The 17,557-nt window shown below is 60.7% G+C and carries 13 protein-coding genes; 9 read left to right on the top strand and 4 right to left on the bottom strand.

All coding sequences use genetic code 11. The features are described from left to right. Positions 1-65: 65 nt before the first annotated feature. Positions 66-1,211, top strand: coding sequence for an acetylornithine deacetylase (gene argE, locus ACJ8J5_RS23530; RefSeq protein WP_038630012.1), 1,146 nt, complete (start codon positions 66-68; stop codon positions 1,209-1,211). Positions 1,212-1,468: 257 nt separating this feature from the next. Next, positions 1,469-4,105, top strand: a complete 2,637-nt coding sequence (gene ppc, locus ACJ8J5_RS23525) for a phosphoenolpyruvate carboxylase (RefSeq protein WP_049205361.1) — start codon at positions 1,469-1,471, stop codon at positions 4,103-4,105. 107 nt (positions 4,106-4,212) lie between these two features. Here the strand turns inward: ppc and metF are convergent, their stop codons facing one another. The 3 genes from metF to metB all read right to left on the bottom strand — a co-directional run bounded on the left by metF (position 4,213) and on the right by metB (position 8,937). Beyond that, complete coding sequence (gene metF / locus ACJ8J5_RS23520) at positions 4,213-5,109, bottom strand: methylenetetrahydrofolate reductase (RefSeq protein ID WP_004931071.1); 897 nt, start codon at positions 5,107-5,109, stop codon at positions 4,213-4,215. A 229-nt stretch (positions 5,110-5,338) separates the two neighbouring features. Continuing rightward, positions 5,339-7,774 (bottom strand): bifunctional aspartate kinase/homoserine dehydrogenase II, encoded by a 2,436-nt coding sequence (locus ACJ8J5_RS23515; protein WP_049205323.1) that lies wholly within the window; start codon positions 7,772-7,774, stop codon positions 5,339-5,341. A gap of 2 nt (positions 7,775-7,776) precedes the next feature. Further along, entirely contained in the window at positions 7,777-8,937 is a 1,161-nt protein-coding gene (gene metB / locus ACJ8J5_RS23510; protein ID WP_025304659.1) for a cystathionine gamma-synthase, read from the bottom strand. Between the two features lie 304 nt (positions 8,938-9,241). On the opposite strand from metB, the gene metJ reads away from it, so the two are divergent. Then, positions 9,242-9,559, top strand: coding sequence for a met regulon transcriptional regulator MetJ (gene metJ, locus ACJ8J5_RS23505; RefSeq protein WP_006317756.1), 318 nt, complete (start codon positions 9,242-9,244; stop codon positions 9,557-9,559). 77 nt (positions 9,560-9,636) lie between these two features. Here metJ and rpmE read toward each other — a convergent pair whose 3' ends face one another. Beyond that, positions 9,637-9,852 carry a 50S ribosomal protein L31 gene (gene rpmE, locus ACJ8J5_RS23500; RefSeq protein ID WP_004931078.1) on the bottom strand — a complete coding sequence of 72 codons (216 nt, stop codon included), beginning with the start codon at positions 9,850-9,852 and terminating at the stop codon, positions 9,637-9,639. Between the two features lie 200 nt (positions 9,853-10,052). Here rpmE and priA point away from each other — a divergent pair, with 200 nt between their 5' ends. The 6 genes from priA (at position 10,053) to ACJ8J5_RS23470 (ending at position 17,534) form a co-directional block, all read left to right on the top strand. Next, the gene (gene priA, locus ACJ8J5_RS23495) at positions 10,053-12,248 is read left to right on the top strand and encodes a primosomal protein N' (protein ID WP_414105091.1); all 2,196 of its coding nucleotides are present in this window, start codon (positions 10,053-10,055) and stop codon (positions 12,246-12,248) included. Positions 12,249-12,539: 291 nt separating this feature from the next. Beyond that, positions 12,540-13,568: a DNA-binding transcriptional regulator CytR gene (gene cytR / locus ACJ8J5_RS23490; protein ID WP_025304661.1), complete on the top strand. Its 1,029-nt coding sequence runs from the start codon at positions 12,540-12,542 to the stop codon at positions 13,566-13,568. Between the two features lie 65 nt (positions 13,569-13,633). Continuing rightward, a complete protein-coding gene (gene ftsN, locus ACJ8J5_RS23485) occupies positions 13,634-14,554 on the top strand; it encodes a cell division protein FtsN (RefSeq protein ID WP_060435286.1) in 921 nt (306 codons plus the stop codon). Between the two features lie 102 nt (positions 14,555-14,656). After that, positions 14,657-15,187 (top strand): ATP-dependent protease subunit HslV, encoded by a 531-nt coding sequence (gene hslV, locus ACJ8J5_RS23480; RefSeq protein WP_004931085.1) that lies wholly within the window; start codon positions 14,657-14,659, stop codon positions 15,185-15,187. 12 nt (positions 15,188-15,199) lie between these two features. After that, positions 15,200-16,534, top strand: coding sequence for an HslU--HslV peptidase ATPase subunit (gene hslU, locus ACJ8J5_RS23475; RefSeq protein WP_025304663.1), 1,335 nt, complete (start codon positions 15,200-15,202; stop codon positions 16,532-16,534). A gap of 82 nt (positions 16,535-16,616) precedes the next feature. Further along, on the top strand, positions 16,617-17,534 hold the full coding sequence (locus ACJ8J5_RS23470; RefSeq protein ID WP_015379416.1) for a 1,4-dihydroxy-2-naphthoate polyprenyltransferase: 918 nt from the start codon (positions 16,617-16,619) through the stop codon (positions 17,532-17,534). The last annotated feature ends 23 nt before the right edge of the window (positions 17,535-17,557 follow it).

Here is a 17,557-nt window from a genome sequence, read left to right as displayed (position 1 = left end):
ATTTTTATTCAAAATAAATGCATGAATATTGATACTATCCTAACCAAAGGCTGTCAACAGTGAAGATGAAATTACCTCCATTTATTGAGCTGTACCGGGCGTTGATCGCCACTCCGTCAATCAGCGCCACCGATGCCGGCCTCGATCAGAGCAATGAGGCGTTAATCAACTTGCTGGCCGGATGGTTTGCCGACCTGGGCTTTCGCGTCGACGTACAGCCGGTGCCGGAGTCGCGCCACAAATTCAACCTGCTGGCCAGCATCGGCGAAGGCAGCGGCGGCCTGCTGCTGGCCGGCCACACCGATACGGTGCCTTACGACGAAGGCCGCTGGACGCGCGATCCCTTCACCCTGACCGAGCACGACAACAAGCTCTACGGGCTAGGCACCGCCGACATGAAAGGCTTCTTCGCCTTTATTCTGGATGCGGTGCGCGATATCGACGCGAGCAAATTGACCAAGCCGCTGTACATTTTAGCCACCGCAGATGAAGAAACGACGATGGCCGGCGCGCGTTACTTCGCCGCCTCTACCGCCATTCGTCCAGATTTCGCCATCATCGGTGAGCCGACCTCGCTGCAGCCGGTGCGCGCGCACAAGGGCCACATGGCCAACGCCATTCGCATCGTCGGCCAGTCCGGCCACTCCAGCGATCCGGCGCGCGGCGTCAACGCCATCGATCTGATGCACGAGTCCATCGGCCGCCTGATGGAGCTGCGCAAGACCCTGCAGGAGCGCTACAACAATCCGGCGTTCGCCGTGCCTTATCCCACCATGAACTTCGGCCATATCAGCGGCGGCGACGCGGCCAACCGCATCTGCGCCTGTTGCGAACTGCACCTGGATATCCGCCCGCTGCCCGGCATGACGCTCGACAACATCAACGAACTGATGCATCAGGCATTGGAGCCGGTGAGCCAACGCTGGCCGGGCCGCCTGACCATCGAAGAGCTGCACGCGTCGGTACCGGGCTACGAATGCCCGACCGACCACCGCATGGTGGCAGTGATCGAGGAACTGCTGGGCACCCGCACGCAGGTGGTCAACTACTGCACCGAAGCGCCGTTCGTTCAGCAGGTCTGCCCGACGTTGGTGCTCGGCCCCGGTTCCATCGATCAGGCCCACCAGCCGGACGAATACATCGACACCGCGTTTATCGAACCGACGCGCAAACTGTTGGGCCAGCTGATCAATCACTTTTGCCAGCAATAAACCCGACATTTAGCAGGGGAAATGCTTTATGCTTCCCCTAACTCAAAATAAGTAGAAGGCAGCGAAATAAGCCACGCTGATAACCCACGCGGCGTAATTAAATTTCAGAAAATGCGCCGATTTTGATGTTTTTTTGCTAAAAATAGTGTCAATTGACGATTGGACAGGAACGCGATGTGATCAGGCAGGCGGTCTGCGCCTGACGCGTGAAATTTATTTACAAGATAAAAATCATACAGAACTGGGTCAGGGGTTATATGAACGAACAATATTCGGCAATGCGCAGTAATGTCAGTATGCTCGGCAAATTGCTCGGCGATACCATCAAAGAAGCGCTGGGCGAGCATATTCTCGATCGCGTTGAGACCATCCGTAAGCTTTCCAAATCCTCACGCGCCGGCAACGAAGCGCATCGCCAGGAGCTGCTCTCCACCCTGCAGAACCTGTCCAACGACGAGCTGCTGCCGGTGGCGCGCGCCTTCAGCCAGTTCCTCAACCTGACCAACGTCGCCGAGCAGTACCACAGCATTTCGCCCAACGGCGAAGCCGCCAGCAATCCGGAAGCGCTGGCTCAATTGTTCAGCCGCCTCAAAGACAGAAAGCTCAGCGATAAAGAGCTGCAGCACGCCGTGTCGCAACTCTCCATCGAGCTGGTGCTGACGGCGCACCCGACGGAGATCACCCGCCGCACCCTGATCCACAAGCTGGTGGAGGTCAACACCTGCCTCAGCCAGCTCGATCACAACGATCTGGCCGACTACGAGCGCAACAAGATCATGCGCCGCCTGCGTCAGCTGGTAGCCCAGTCGTGGCACACCGATGAAATTCGCAAACACCGCCCTTCTCCGATCGACGAAGCCAAATGGGGTTTTGCCGTCGTGGAAAACAGCCTGTGGGAAGGCGTGCCGGCGTTCCTGCGCGAATTCAACGAACAGCTGGAAAACTCCATCGATTACAGCCTGCCGGTAGAAGCGGTGCCGGTGCGCTTCACTTCCTGGATGGGCGGCGATCGCGACGGCAACCCGAACGTCACCGCCGAAATTACCCGCCATGTGCTGCTGCTCAGCCGCTGGAAAGCCTGCGACCTGTTTACCCGCGATATTCAGGTACTGGTCTCCGAGCTGTCGATGACCGAGTGCACCCCGGAGCTGCGCGCCCGCGCCGGCGGTGACGAAGTGCAGGAACCGTACCGCGAAATCATGAAGCAGCTGCGCAGCCAGCTGATGAGCTCCCAGGCCTATCTGGAAGGTCGCCTGAAGGGCGAGCGCGTGCTGAAACCGCACGACCTGCTGGTGAACAACGAGCAGCTGTGGGAGCCGCTGTATGCCTGCTACCAGTCGCTGCAGGCCTGCGGCATGGGCATCATCGCCAATGGTCAACTGCTGGATACCCTGCGCCGCGTGCGCTGCTTCGGCGTGCCGCTGGTGCGTATCGACGTGCGCCAGGAAAGCACCCGCCATACCGAAGCCATCGCCGAGCTGACCCGCTATCTGGGGCTGGGCGATTATGAAAGCTGGTCGGAAGCCGATAAGCAGGCGTTCCTGATCCGCGAACTGAACTCCAAACGCCCGCTGGTGCCGCTGAAATGGCAACCGAGCGCCGATACGCAGGAAGTGCTGGAAACCTGCCGGGTGATCGCCGAAGCGCCGCAGGGTTCGATCGCCGCCTACGTGATTTCGATGGCGCGCACGCCTTCCGACGTGTTGGCGGTGCACCTGCTGCTGAAGGAGGCCGGCTGCCCGTTCGCGCTGCCGGTCGCCCCGCTGTTCGAAACCCTCGACGACCTGAACAACGCCGACGACGTGATGACCCAGTTGCTGAACATCGACTGGTATCGCGGCTTCATCCAGGGCAAACAGATGGTGATGATCGGCTATTCCGACTCGGCGAAAGACGCCGGCGTGATGGCCGCTTCCTGGGCGCAGTACCGCGCGCAGGACGCGCTGATCAAAACCTGTGAAAAGGCCGGCGTAGCGCTGACGCTGTTCCACGGCCGCGGCGGCTCCATCGGCCGCGGCGGCGCACCGGCGCATGCGGCGCTGCTGTCTCAGCCGCCGGGCAGCTTGAAGGGCGGCCTGCGCGTCACCGAACAGGGCGAGATGATCCGCTTCAAGTTCGGCCTGCCGGAAGTCACCATCAGCAGCCTGGCGCTGTATGCAGGCGCGATCCTCGAGGCCAACCTGCTGCCGCCGCCGGAACCGAAGAAAGAATGGCGGGCGCTGATGGACGACCTGTCCGAGACCTCCTGCCGGATGTATCGCGGCTACGTGCGTGAAAACCCGGACTTTGTGCCTTACTTCCGCGCGGCCACGCCGGAGCTGGAGCTGGGCAAACTGCCGCTGGGTTCACGCCCGGCCAAGCGCAAGCCGAACGGCGGCGTAGAGAGCCTGCGCGCCATTCCGTGGATCTTCGCCTGGACGCAGAACCGCCTGATGCTGCCGGCCTGGCTCGGCGCCGGCGCCGGATTGCAGGAAGCGGTGAAAGCCGGCAAACAGGCGGAGCTGGAAGCGATGTGTCGCGACTGGCCGTTCTTCTCCACCCGTATCGCCATGCTGGAAATGGTGTTCGCCAAAGCCGACCTGTGGCTGGCGGAATACTACGATCAGCGCCTAGTGGATAAAGCACTGTGGCCGCTGGGTCAACAGCTGCGCGATCAGCTGGAAAGCGACATCAAGGTGGTGCTGACCATCGCCAACGATGCGCACCTGATGGAAGACCTGCCGTGGATCGCTGAATCCATCGCGCTGCGCAACGTTTACACCGACCCGCTGAACGTCTTGCAGGCTGAACTGCTGCACCGTTCTCGTCAGCAGGAGCAACCGGACGCCCGCGTCGAGCAGGCGCTGATGGTCACCATCGCCGGCGTCGCCGCCGGGATGCGCAACACCGGCTAGTGAGCCTCATCGCGGCCCCGTTTATCGGGGCCGTTTTTTTATGCCTTTCCCCCACAAAAAAAGGGCGCCGCGGTAAAGCGACGCCCTTTTTCAATGGAACAAGCCTGTCAGGCGGCGGCCACCGGGCGCACGCCCAGCGTGTGGCAGATCGCGTAGCTCATCTCTGCACGGTTCAGCGTATAGAAGTGGAAATCTTTCACCCCTTCGCGGCTCAGGATCTTCACCATGTCCATGGCGATGTTGGCGCCGACCATTTTGCGGGTCTCCGCATCGTCGTCCAGCCCTTCGAACATGCTGGTCATCCAGCTTGGCACCCGCACGTTGGTCATGGTGGCAAAGCGCTGTAGCTGCTTGAAGTTGGACACCGGCAGAATGCCCGGCACGATTTCCACATCGATACCGGCGGCAACGCAGCGGTCGCGAAAGCGCAGATAGCTCTCAACGTCGAAGAAGAACTGGGTAATTGCGCGACTGGCGCCGGCATCGATCTTGCGTTTCAGGTTAATCAAATCGGCCTGGGCGCTTTTCGCCTCCGGGTGCACTTCCGGGTAGGCGGCGACGGAAATGTCGAAGTCACCCACGTCTTTCAGCAACGCCACCAGATCGGTCGCGTACATGTCCGGCTTGCCGCCGCCCGGCGGCAGATCGCCGCGCAGCGCCACGATATGGCGGATGCCGCTGTTCCAGTAATCGGTCGCAATGTCGCGCAGCTGCGCCGGGCTGGCGTCGATGCAGGTCAGGTGCGGCGCCGCCTCCAGGCCGGTGCGCTCCTTGATCCCCTTGATGATGCTGTGGGTGCGATCGCGCTCGCCGGAATTGGCGCCGTAGGTGACGGAAACGAATTTAGGTTTGAGGATGCTCAGACGATCGATCGACTGCCACAGGGTCTCTTCCATCTCGCTGGTGCGTGGCGGGAAGAACTCGAATGATACGTTAATCTGGCCGTTCAACTCCGCCAGACTCTGATTCAGCGCTTCCCGCTGGTTTGCGTGGAAAAAACTCATACCCTGCTCACCTCTTTATCGATCACTGTTTTTATTTCATCTTGATGAGCGTCTATACGTTTAGACGTCTAGATAGAAAATGCCGCATGTTGGCTAAAGAGTCAACAGGAAAATGAGGGGAATAAGATGATTAATCCTCACCCGCTCAACGAGGGAATTTCATGATCGCGGCAAAGATAAGTATGGCAGGAAAAGCAAAGGGGCGCGGTGAGCCCGCGCCCGCAGAGGATTAAAGCAGCTGCGCCAAACGGTTAAGGTCTGACTGGATAGCGCCGGCGGTCACATCGCGGCCGGCGCCCGGCCCGCGGATCACCAGCGGATTATCGCGATACCAGCGGCTTTCGATGGCAAACACGTTGTCGCACGGCAGCAGCGAGGCCAGCGGGTGCTCAGGGCGCACCGCCTCCACACCGACCCGCGCCTTGCCGTTGGCGTCGAAACGCGCCACGTGACGCAGCACCAGGCCCATTTCGCTGGCGGCCTCAAAGCGCTGCTGCATCTGCTGATTCAGCGCCTCACCGTTCTCGAAGAACTGATCGACGGAGCCCAGCTCGCAGCCCGCCGGCACCAGCGACTCGACCCGCACCTGGTTCGGTTCGATGTCGTAGCCCGCCTCGCGCGCCAGGATCACCAGCTTGCGCATCACGTCCTGGCCGGAGAGATCGACCCGCGGATCCGGTTCGGTCAGCCCCTGCTGCCAAGCCTGATCCACCAGCTCGGTGAACGGCACCGTGCCGTCATACTGCAAGAACAGCCAGGAAAGCGTGCCGGAGAAGATGCCGCTGATCGCCAAAATGCTGTCGCCGCTGTCGCGCAGATCGCGCACCGTATGGTTGACCGGCAGCCCGGCGCCGACGGTGGCGTTATACAGCCAGTGGCGGCCGGTTTTGGCGAAGGCGTCGCGAATTTGGCGATAGGTATCGCTGCACGAGGCGCCCGCCAGCTTGTTGGCGCTGATCACGTGGAAACCGTGGCTGGCGAAATCCAGATACTGCCCGGCCAGCTCTTCGCTGGCGGTCACGTCAAGCACCACCAGATCGTCGAACGGGTGCGCACGCATCCACAGGAACAGCGACTCTTCGTCAAGTTCCTGCGCCTCGTCCTCAAAGAACGCCAATGCACGGCTGGCGTCCAACCCGTCGTAGTTCAGCAGGCTGCGGCGGCTGTCCACCACCCCCGCCAGGATAAATTCGAAACCGCTGCGCGCGGAGATATTGGTCTGCTCACGGGCGAACAGCTCCAGCCAGCGCGACCCGATGTTGCCCTTGCCGAACAGCACCAGACCGATGCGCTTCTCGGCGCGGAACAGGCTTTGGTGCAGCCCCTGAATCAGCAGCGCGGTCGGCCCCTGGCGCAATACCGCCACCAGGCTGATGCCATCTTCCGCCTGCCAGATAAATTCGACCGGCTGATCTTTCAGTTGCTGATAGAAACGGTGGCTGTGCAGCGGGTTCTTGCATACCCCGGCGCCGACCATCGCCACCAGCGCCAACCCTTCGCGCAGGTGCAGTTCACCCGGCAGCGCCGAGGCCTGCAGGATCGCCAGTGCGCTGTTGACCACCTCGGAGGTGTAGCACAGCTGCACCCGATTGCGGTCAGGATGGATGCCCACCGCCAGCGGTTTGATCTGCGCGCGTTTGAGCACCAGATCCAACTCTTTCTGCGCCAGTTTGAAGTCATGCTGAGCGGCGACGTGCAGCTCAATCAGGCACACGTCATCGTGGCTGGTGACAATCTTGGCGCCGGTGCCGGACGCCAATACGCGCTCGATGCGCGTCGAGCCCTGCTCCGGCTGGTAGCTGCAGCGCAGCTGAAGATCGATATCGCTGCCGGAGACCGGCTGCAGGGTGCGGGTATGCAATACCGGTGCCGCCAGGCGTGCCAGCTCGCTGGCTTCGTCCAGGCGCAGCAGCGGCAGCAGGCAGGCGTCTTTCACCTTGCGCGGGTCGGCGCTGTATACCCCGGCCACGTCGCTCCAGATGGTGACACGCGCAGCGCCGGCCAACGCGCCGACCTGAGTGGCAGAGTAATCACTGCCGTTGCGCCCCAACAGCACGGTTTCCCCGGCGTCGTTGCGCGAAATGAAGCCGGTCACCACCAGGCGCTTGCCCGGATGTTGAGCCAACAATTGCTGCAGCAGCGGATAAGAACGGCCTTCATCCACCTGCGGCTGCGCGGCGCGTTCGGCGCGCAGGAAATCACGCGCATCCAGCCAGGCCGCCTGCATATCCAGGTGGTTGAGCACCGCCGCCATCAGGCGCGCCGACCAGATCTCGCCGTGCCCGACCACTTCGGCATAGCACACCTCGTCAGCTTTACCGTCCAGCAGCACCGCCAGACGTTCCAGATCCTGAATGAACTCGGCGATCAGCGGCTCGGCGCTTTCCGGCGGCAACAGGCCGCTGATAAGATCGCTGTGATAACGACGCAACGTCTGCTGCACCTGGTGCGCAGACAGGCGATCGCTCTGGCTGAGCTTCAGCCAGTTGATCAACTGGTTGGTGGTACTGCCGGCGGCCGATACCACCATCATGTCGCCCGGCTGGCTGTATTCCGCCATAATCCCGGCCACACGCAGATAACACTTCACATCCGCCAGACTGCTGCCGCCAAACTTGTGCAGTTGACGCCCGCTCACCGGCCCTGCTACAGCAATTGCATTCATGCTTACCTCGTTGCCGCCGCCTGGAAAGCGCGTTCCAGATCGGCAATCAAATCTTCACTGTCTTCAATACCCACGGAAATGCGCAGCAAGCTCTCGGAGATGCCGGCCGCTGCCCGCGCCTCCGCCGCCATGCCGGCGTGGGTCATGGTCGCTGCATGCGAGATCAGGCTTTCTACGCCGCCCAGCGATTCTGCCAGAGTAAACAGCTCAAGGGCAGAGAGAAAACGGCGCAGCACCGCTTCATCGCCGTCCAGTTCAAAACTCAGCATCGCGCCGAAACCACGCTGCTGCCGGCGGGCGATCTCATGCCCCGGATTTTCCGGCAGGGAGGGATGATACAGCTTTTTCACCAGCGGTTGCTGCTGTAAATAACCGACAATCGCTTCGGCGTTTTGCTGCGCCGCCTTGATGCGCGGCGACAGCGTGCGCATGCCGCGCAGCAGCAGATAGCTGTCGAACGCACCGCCGGTTACACCGATATTGTTCGCCCACCAAGCCAATTCGACCGCCAGCTCGGGATCTTTGGCAATCACCGCGCCGGCCACCACGTCCGAATGCCCATTCAGGTATTTGGTGCAAGAATGGACCACCAGATCGGCACCGAGTTCGATCGGCTGTTGCAGGGCCGGGCTGAGGAAGGTGTTGTCCACCACCGTCAACGCGCCCGCCGCGTGCGCGGCGGCGCAGATCGCCGCGATATCCACCACCCGCAGCAGCGGATTGCTGGGGCTTTCAATCAGCACCAGCTTCGGCTTTTGCGCCAGCGCCTGCTGCAGGGCGGCTTCATTACCCTGATCGACGAACAGCACGCGATAGGCGCCGCGCTTGCTCAGGCTGTCGAACAACCGATAGCTGCCGCCGTAGCAGTCGTGCGGCGCCACCAGCAGATCGCCGGGCTTCAGCAGCACAGTGGTCACCAGATGGATCGCCGACATCCCGCTGCCGGTCATCACCGCGCCGGCACCGCCTTCCAGCTCCGCCAACGCACGTTGCACCACGTCGCGCGTCGGGTTGCCGCGGCGCGAGTAGTCATGGGCTCGGGGTTGGTTGAAGTCGGTAAAGTTATAGGTGCTGGACAGATGAATCGGCGGGACGACGCAGCCGTACTGTTCGTCATCGTTCAGGCCGCTGCGTACGGCAATCGTGGCTGGTTTACGCGTCATGGTCTCGCTCGGCTCTCGGTTCGGTGAATGAGGCCTAAAGAGTAATCGCAGGATTGATAGACGTCAATACATCTGGACATCTAAACTTCTTTGCGTATAGATTGAGCAATGACACAATACCCGCTAAAATTATGCCGATATGACATGACGATAAGATGTTAAGCGGCAATGCCTGACCGAAGCGGGGCATTCAGTGACCCTGGTCGCGTAAAATTGACATTTATTTAGTGAGAACAGTGAAGATCGGGCATAATTGGCCGGTTTTTAGAATTTTGTAATTTTTCTGACAAAGTTAAGGTGTCCCATGGCTGAGTGGAACGGCGAGTATGTCAGCCCTTACGCTGAACACGGTAAAAAAAGCGAGCAAGTCAAAAAGATCACGGTATCCATTCCGCTGAAGGTCCTGAAAATCCTCACCGACGAACGGACCCGTCGCCAGGTGAACAACCTGCGCCACGCCACCAACAGCGAACTGCTGTGCGAAGCGTTTCTGCATGCCTTTACCGGCCAGCCGCTGCCGAACGATGAAGACCTGCGCAAAGAGCGCAGCGATGAAATCCCGGAAGCCGCAAAAGTGTTGATGCGCGAACTGGGTGTCGATCCCGATACCTGGGAATATTGAGAACCGCCCGGCGAACGCCGGCGGCAGAAACGAAAAAAGGCGCCCAAGGCGCCTTTTTCATCGGACGATAAGAAATCTTATTTCTTAGCGCCTGGTACGCTGAAACGCTTGTTGAAGCGGTCAACGCGGCCACCGGTAGCAACGTCACGCTGCTTGCCAGTGTAGAACGGGTGGCATGCGCCACAAACGTCCAGGTTCAGATCGTGGCCCACGGTGGAGCGGATCTTCATCACGTTACCGCAAGAGCAGTTAGCAGTAACTTCTTCGTATTTTGGGTGGATACCTTGTTTCATGGGAAACCTCAGTTAAGGCCGTGTCGCTATCCAGCCCTGTTTCGCCAGACACCACACGTGGTTGATAATAGAATTTTGGTATCGAATTATACCAAAGGCGGCAAATTATACAGCATTAGCCGAGGCGCGCAATCGGAACCGTACATTTGCCGATGCGCCGTGTAAACTGATGCCCACTTTTTTTCAATTTGGATGAGATCATGCCCGTCGTACACGTTGCCTTGCCGGTCCCCCTCGCCCGCACCTTCGACTATCTGCTGCCGCCCGGCATGCAGCCGGTGGCCGGCGCGCGCGTGGGCGTGCCCTGGGGCAGGCAGCATGCGATCGGCATCGTCACCGGCTGCAGCGACACCAGCGAACTGCCGCTGGACAAGCTCAAACCGATCGACAGCGTGATAGACGCCGAGTCGCTGTTCTCCCCCAGCCTGTGGCGCATCCTGCGCTGGGCCAGCGATTACTATCACTACCCCATCGGCGAAGTGCTGTTTCACGCGCTGCCGATCCTGCTGCGGCAAGGCAAACCGGCCGAAGCCGCGCCGCTGTGGCAATGGTTCGCCACCGAAGAGGGGCGCGCCACCCCACCCGAAAGCCTGAAACGCGCGCCGAAACAGCAGCAGGCGCTGGCGGCGCTGCTGCAACGCCCGGTCTATCGCCATCAGGTCAGCCAGCTGGAGCTGACGGAAAGCGCCCTGCAGGCGCTGCGCGCCAAAGGGCTGATCGATCTGCGCGCTCAGGTCGCGGATACGCACGACTGGCGCCCCAACTTCGCGGTGCTCGGCGAACGGCTGCGGCTGAACACCGAACAGGCCACCGCCGTCGGGGCGATCAGAAGCGAGGATGAGCAGTTCGCCGCCTGGCTGCTGGCCGGGGTGACCGGCTCAGGCAAGACCGAGGTGTACCTCAGCGTGCTGGAAAACGTGCTGGCCAAAGGCCGACAGGCGCTGGTGCTGGTACCGGAAATCGGCCTGACGCCGCAAACCATCGCCCGCTTTCGCGAGCGCTTCAACGCGCCGGTAGACGTGCTGCACTCCGGGTTGAACGACAGCGAGCGGCTGGCGGTTTGGCTGCGCGCGCGCAGCGGCGAAGCCGCTATCGTCATCGGCACCCGCTCGGCGCTGTTCACGCCATTCCGACAGTTGGGCGTGATCATCATCGACGAAGAGCACGACAGCTCTTATAAACAGCAGGAAGGCTGGCGCTACCACGCCCGCGATCTGGCGGTGTTCCGCGCCCGGGAAGAGGACATCCCGATGGTGATGGGCTCCGCCACGCCGGCACTGGAAACGCTGCACAACGTGCAGCTGGGCAAATATCGCCAGCTGAAGCTCACCCAGCGCGCGGGCAACGCCAAACCGGCGACGCAGCACCTGATCGATCTGAAGGGGCTGCCGCTGAAGGTCGGCCTGTCGCAACCGCTTTTGAAAAGCATGCAGCACCATTTAAAAGCCGGCAATCAGGTGATGCTGTTCCTCAACCGCCGCGGTTACGCCCCGGCGCTGCTGTGCCACGAGTGCGGCTGGATCGCCGAATGCCAACGCTGCGATCACTACTACACCTTCCATCAGCACCAGCGCCAGCTGCGCTGCCACCACTGCGACAGCCAGCGGCCGGTGCCGCACCAGTGCCCGCAGTGCGGCTCCACCCACCTGGTGTCGGTCGGCGTCGGCACCGAACAGCTGGAACATGAGCTGGCGCCGCTGTTCCCCGACACGCCGATCACCCGCATCGATCGCGATACTACCAGCCGCAAAGGCGCGCTGGAGCAGCATCTGGCGGATATTCATCGCGGCGAAGCACGCATTCTGATCGGCACGCAAATGCTGGCCAAAGGCCACCATTTTCCCGACGTCACGCTGGTGGCGTTGCTGGACGTGGACGGCGCGCTGTTCTCCGCCGACTTCCGTTCCGCCGAGCGTTTCGCTCAGCTGTATACTCAGGTCTCCGGGCGAGCGGGCCGCGCGGGCAAACAGGGTGAAGTGCTGCTGCAAACCCACCACCCGGAGCACCCGTTATTGCAGGTGCTGCTGCAACAGGGTTACGACGCCTTCGCCAAACAGACGCTGGCGGAGCGCAACAGCGTGTTTCTGCCGCCTTACACCAGCCACATCATCGTGCGCGCCGAAGATCACGACAACCAGCAGGCCCCGCTGTTCCTGCAGCAGCTGCGCAACCTGCTGGAAGCCAGCCCGCTGAAGGACGATTCGCTGTGGGTGATGGGCCCGGTGCCGGCGCTGCAGTCCAAACGCGGCGGCCGTTTCCGCTGGCAGCTGCTGCTGCAGCACCCGACGCGGCGCGTCCTGCAACAGCTGATGAAAAGCTCGCTGCCGCTGATCGGCACCCTGCCGCAAACGCGCAAGGTGAAATGGACGCTGGATGTCGATCCGATCGACAGCTGATCCCGGAAAAGTCCGATTTAGCTGCGGCAGTGCAAACGTTTACCCTTGAAATTGCGAGCGAACGCTAAAAAACCTTCTCAGGTCACATTTTTTATGCAAATTAGGTAACAAAGGCGGGGCGTATTCTGTTTAGAATGTCTGCGAGGGCAAATTTTGTCGCCACATCGCAGCGCGACGGAGTGCCCGAACGCGAGTGGCGCTCAATGACAACAATCCCGCCACCGCATGCCGGACATTGTGAGCAAACAGCAGTAGTGGCGTCGGCATGGGGCTGACGCAAGGAGAAAGGCGTTGGAACACAAGAAAGAGTTATCCATGGCGACCATGAAAGACGTCGCCGAAATGGCGGGCGTTTCAACGGCTACCGTATCGCGTGCGCTGATGAACCCGGAAAAGGTGTCGACGCCAACGCGCCAGAAAGTAGAACAGGCCGTGCTGGCCGTGGGTTATTCTCCTCATGCTCTGTCACGCAATATCAAACGCAACGAATCTCGCACTATCCTGGTGATCGTGCCCGACATCTGCGATCCGTTTTTCGCCGATGTGATCCAGGGGATCGAACAGACCGCCGCCCAACAAGGCTATCTGGTGCTGATCGGCGACTGCGCGCAGCAAAACCAGCAAGAACGCACCTTCGTCAATCTGATCATCACCAAACAGATCGACGGCATGCTGCTGCTGGGCTCTAACCTGCCGTTCGACGCCAGCAAGGAAGAGCAGCGCAACCTGCCGCCGATGGTGATGGCCAACGAGTTCGCGCCCGAGCTGGAACTGCCGACGGTGCATATCGACAACCTGACCGCCGCCTTTGAAGCCGTGCATTATTTGCATCAACTGGGCCACCGGCAGATCGCCTGCGTCGCCGGGCCGGAACAGATGCCGCTGAGCCATTATCGGCTACAGGGTTACGTTCAAGCGCTACGTCGTAATGGCATTACCGTCGAAAGCAGCTATATTACCCGGGGTGATTTTACCTACGAAGCCGGCGCGCAAGCGCTGACCCAGCTGATGGCTCAGCCGAAACCGCCGACGGCGGTGTTCTGCCACAGCGACGTCATGGCGATCGGCGTGCTGTCCCAGGCGAAGAAAATGGGGCTGCGGGTACCGCAGGATCTGTCGATCGTCGGCTTTGACGACCTCAAGCTGGCGCAGTATTGCGATCCGCCGCTGACCACGGTGGCGCAGCCGCGTTTCCAGATAGGCCAACAGGCGATGTTATTGCTGTTGGAGCAGTTGAACGGCCAGACGGTGGCCAGCGGCTCCCGGCTGTTGGACAGTGAATTGATTATCAGAGGCAGCACCGCTGCCCCGAAACGCTAGTCAAATATTTTAGGGTTCAGTAACATGACGGACTTATCCTCTCATCAGGACACAGCGGAATAATAGTGGCACAAAAAGACTATGTAAGCCGTGGGCGCGCAGCAGGAGCTAAGCGTAAAACCCCCAGCCGTAAAAAACGCAGTTCTCCGAAGGTTTCCAAAACCGTGCTGGCGTTAGCCGCCGCGTTGCTGGTTATCTTTGTCGGTGGCCTCTATTTCATTACCCACAACAAGCCGGAAGACGCGCCGTTGTTGCCTGCGCACACCACGCGCCCCGGCAACGGCCTGCCGCCGAAGCCGGAAGAGCGCTGGCGCTACATCAAAGAGCTGGAAAACCGGCAGATCGGCGTGCAAACACCGACCGAACCGACGGCCGGCGGCGAGCTCAATTCCAAAACTCAGCTGACCGCCGAACAGCGGCAGTTGCTGGAGCAGATGCAGGCCGACATGCAGCAGCGCCCGACGCAGCTGAACGAAGTGCCGTATAACGATCCGGGCCAGGTCAACGCGCGCAGTAACCGCCAGCAGCAGCAGATGCAACAGCAGCCGGTACAGCAACAGCAGCAGGTTACCCAGGCGCCGCGCAACCCATTCAACAACGGGGCCACCACCGCGCCGGTGCAGCAGCACCAGCAGCCGAAGCCGGTCACCCCACCGCCGGTGCAGGTGAAACAGCCTGAGCCGAAGCCGCAACCGAAGCCGGAGCCCAAACCGGAAGTGAAACAGGAAACGGCCAAGCAGGAAACCAAGCCGGAATCGAAACAGAAGTGGATGGTGCAATGCGGTTCGTTCCGCGCCACCGATCAGGCTGAATCCGTGCGTGCGCGCCTGGCGTTCGAAGGCATCGAGAGCCGCATCACCGCCGGTGGCGGTTGGAATCGCGTGGTGCTCGGCCCCTACAGCAGCCGCGCAGCAGCGGATAAAACCCTTTCACGCCTGAAGGGCGTCGGCATGTCGAGTTGCATTCCCCTCTCCGTTGGGGGTTGAAAAGCGTCAATCCCCCCCCATCTATACTCTCAATATGCCTCGTAGCGTCTGCGAAAGCAGGCGCTGCGGGGACTTCTTTCCGTCTTTAACGAGGGTCTGCTCGTGACAACAATTGTAAGCGTACGCCGCAACGGCCAGGTCGTCATCGGTGGTGATGGCCAGGCAACCCTGGGTAATACGGTGATGAAGGGTAACGTCAAGAAAGTGCGTCGCCTGTATAACGACAAAGTGATCGCCGGTTTCGCCGGTGGTACCGCTGACGCCTTCACGCTGTTTGAACTGTTTGAACGCAAACTGGAAATGCATCAGGGCCACCTGGTGAAAGCCGCCGTGGAGCTGGCGAAAGACTGGCGCACCGACCGCATGCTGCGCAAGCTCGAAGCGCTGCTGGCGGTCGCCGATGAAACCGCTTCGCTGATCATCACCGGCAACGGCGATGTGGTGCAGCCGGAAAACGATCTGATCGCCATCGGCTCCGGCGGCCCGTACGCCCAGGCCGCAGCCCGCGCCATGTTGGAAAATACCGAGCTGAGCGCCCGCGACATCGTTGAGAAATCCCTCAACATCGCCGGCGACATCTGTATTTACACCAACCATTTCCACACCATTGAAGAATTGCCTTCCAAAGCGTAAGGATCGAATACCATGTCTGAAATGACCCCGCGCGAGATCGTCAGCGAACTGGACAGCTATATCATTGGCCAAAACAAGGCCAAACGCGCTGTCGCCATTGCCCTGCGCAACCGCTGGCGCCGGATGCAGCTCAACGAGATGCTGCGTCACGAAGTGACCCCGAAAAACATTCTGATGATCGGCCCGACCGGCGTCGGTAAAACCGAAATCGCCCGTCGTCTGGCGAAGCTGGCCAACGCGCCGTTCATCAAGGTTGAAGCCACCAAGTTCACCGAAGTGGGCTATGTGGGCAAAGAAGTGGATTCCATCATCCGCGATCTGACCGATGCCGCCATCAAAATGGTGCGCATGCAGTCGATCGAGAAAAACCGCACCCGTGCCGAAGAGTTGGCCGAAGAGCGCATTCTCGACGTGCTGATCCCGCCGGCCAAGAACAACTGGGGCCAGCCGGAAGAGCATCAGGAGCCGTCCGCCGCCCGTCAGGCATTCCGCAAGAAGCTGCGCGAAGGCCAGCTGGACGACAAAGAGATCGAAATCGATCTGGCCGCGGCGCCGATGGGCGTGGAAATCATGGCGCCTCCGGGCATGGAAGAGATGACCAACCAGCTGCAGTCGATGTTCCAGAACCTCGGCGGACAGAAGCAAAAACCGCGCAAGGTGAAGATCAAAGAAGCCTTCAAGCTGCTGGTGGAAGAAGAAGCCGCCAAGCTGGTGAACCCGGAAGAGCTGAAAGAGCAGGCGATCGAAGCGGTTGAACAGCACGGCATCGTGTTTATCGATGAGATCGACAAAATCTGTAAGCGCGGCGGCCAGAGCTCCGGCCCGGACGTCTCGCGCGAAGGCGTGCAACGCGATCTGCTGCCGCTGGTGGAAGGCTGCACCGTGTCCACCAAGCACGGTATGGTGAAGACCGACCACATCCTGTTCATCGCTTCCGGCGCGTTCCAGACCGCCAACCCGTCGGATCTGATCCCAGAACTACAGGGCCGTCTGCCGATCCGCGTTGAGCTGCAGGCGCTGACTACCGAAGACTTCGAGCGCATCCTGACCGAGCCGAGCGCATCGCTGACCGAACAGTACAAAGCGCTGATGGGCACCGAAGGCGTCAATATCGAGTTCACCGCCGACGGCATCCGCCGCATCGCCGAAGCCGCGTGGCAGGTCAACGAAAGCACCGAGAACATCGGCGCGCGTCGTCTGCACACCGTGCTGGAGCGTCTGATGGAAGATATTTCCTACGATGCGAGTGAAATTAATGGCCAATCCATTACAATTGATGCGGATTACGTGCGCAGTCATCTGGATGAACTGGTGGCGGATGAAGATTTGAGTCGTTTTATCCTATAATCGCTCAATCATTGTCTTGTCAGTCATCTGTGTGGGAGGCATTGCCTCCCACAATTATTTCTAACGGACACAGAAGCGAAACATGAGCTCATCAACCTCCACCACCCCGATTTCCGCCTGGCTGGAAAGTCTACGCCCCCGCACCCTGCCGTTGGCCTTTGCCTCCATCGTGGTCGGCTCGGCGATCGCCGCCTGGCACGGCAGCCTGAAACCTGAAGTGGCGCTGCTGGCGCTGTTGACCGCCGGTCTGCTGCAGATCCTCTCCAACCTGGCGAACGACTACGGCGATGCGGTCAAAGGCAGCGACAAAGAAGATCGCATCGGGCCATTGCGCGGCATGCAAAAAGGCATGATCACCCAGGCGCAGATGAAGCGGGCGCTGGTGGTGACGGTGGTGCTGATCGCCCTCGCCGGCTGTTCGCTGATCGCCGTCGCCTGCGAGCAACCCAGCGACGTGGTGGGCTTCCTGGTGCTGGGCGGGCTGTCTATCGTGGCGGCGATCACTTACACCGTCGGCAACAAACCCTACGGGTATTTGGGGCTGGGCGACATCTCGGTGCTGGTGTTCTTCGGCTGGCTGAGCGTGGCCGGCACCTACTATTTGCAAACGCACACCTTCGACAGCGTCGTGATGCTGCCGGCCACCGCCTGCGGCCTGCTGGCGACGGCGGTGCTCAACATCAACAATCTGCGCGATATCGAGAGCGATCGCGAAAACGGCAAGAATACGCTGGCGGTGCGTCTCGGCCCGCACAAGGCGCGCATTTACCATGCCCTGCTGCTCGGCGGCGCGGTTCTGTGTTTCGCGCTGTTCACGCTGTTCAACCTCCACAGTCCGTGGGGTTGGCTGTTCGTGCTGGCGATCCCGCTGCTGGTGCGCCACGGCCTGCGCGTGCTGCGCGATCCGACGCCGGTCGGCATGCGGCCGATGCTGGAGCACATGGTCAAGGCGGCGTTGCTGGCCAACCTGCTGTTCGCCATCGGCGTGGCGCTCAGTTAAAAACTGATGATTTTGCCAACAGG

Origin of the sequence: Serratia sp. CY43202, from assembly GCF_052168755.1 — a bacterium.
In the GTDB taxonomy this organism is placed as follows: Bacteria; Pseudomonadota; Gammaproteobacteria; order Enterobacterales; family Enterobacteriaceae; genus Serratia; species Serratia bockelmannii.
Note: the sequence above shows the minus strand (reverse complement) of the source record. Positions and strands in the feature narration are given on the sequence as shown.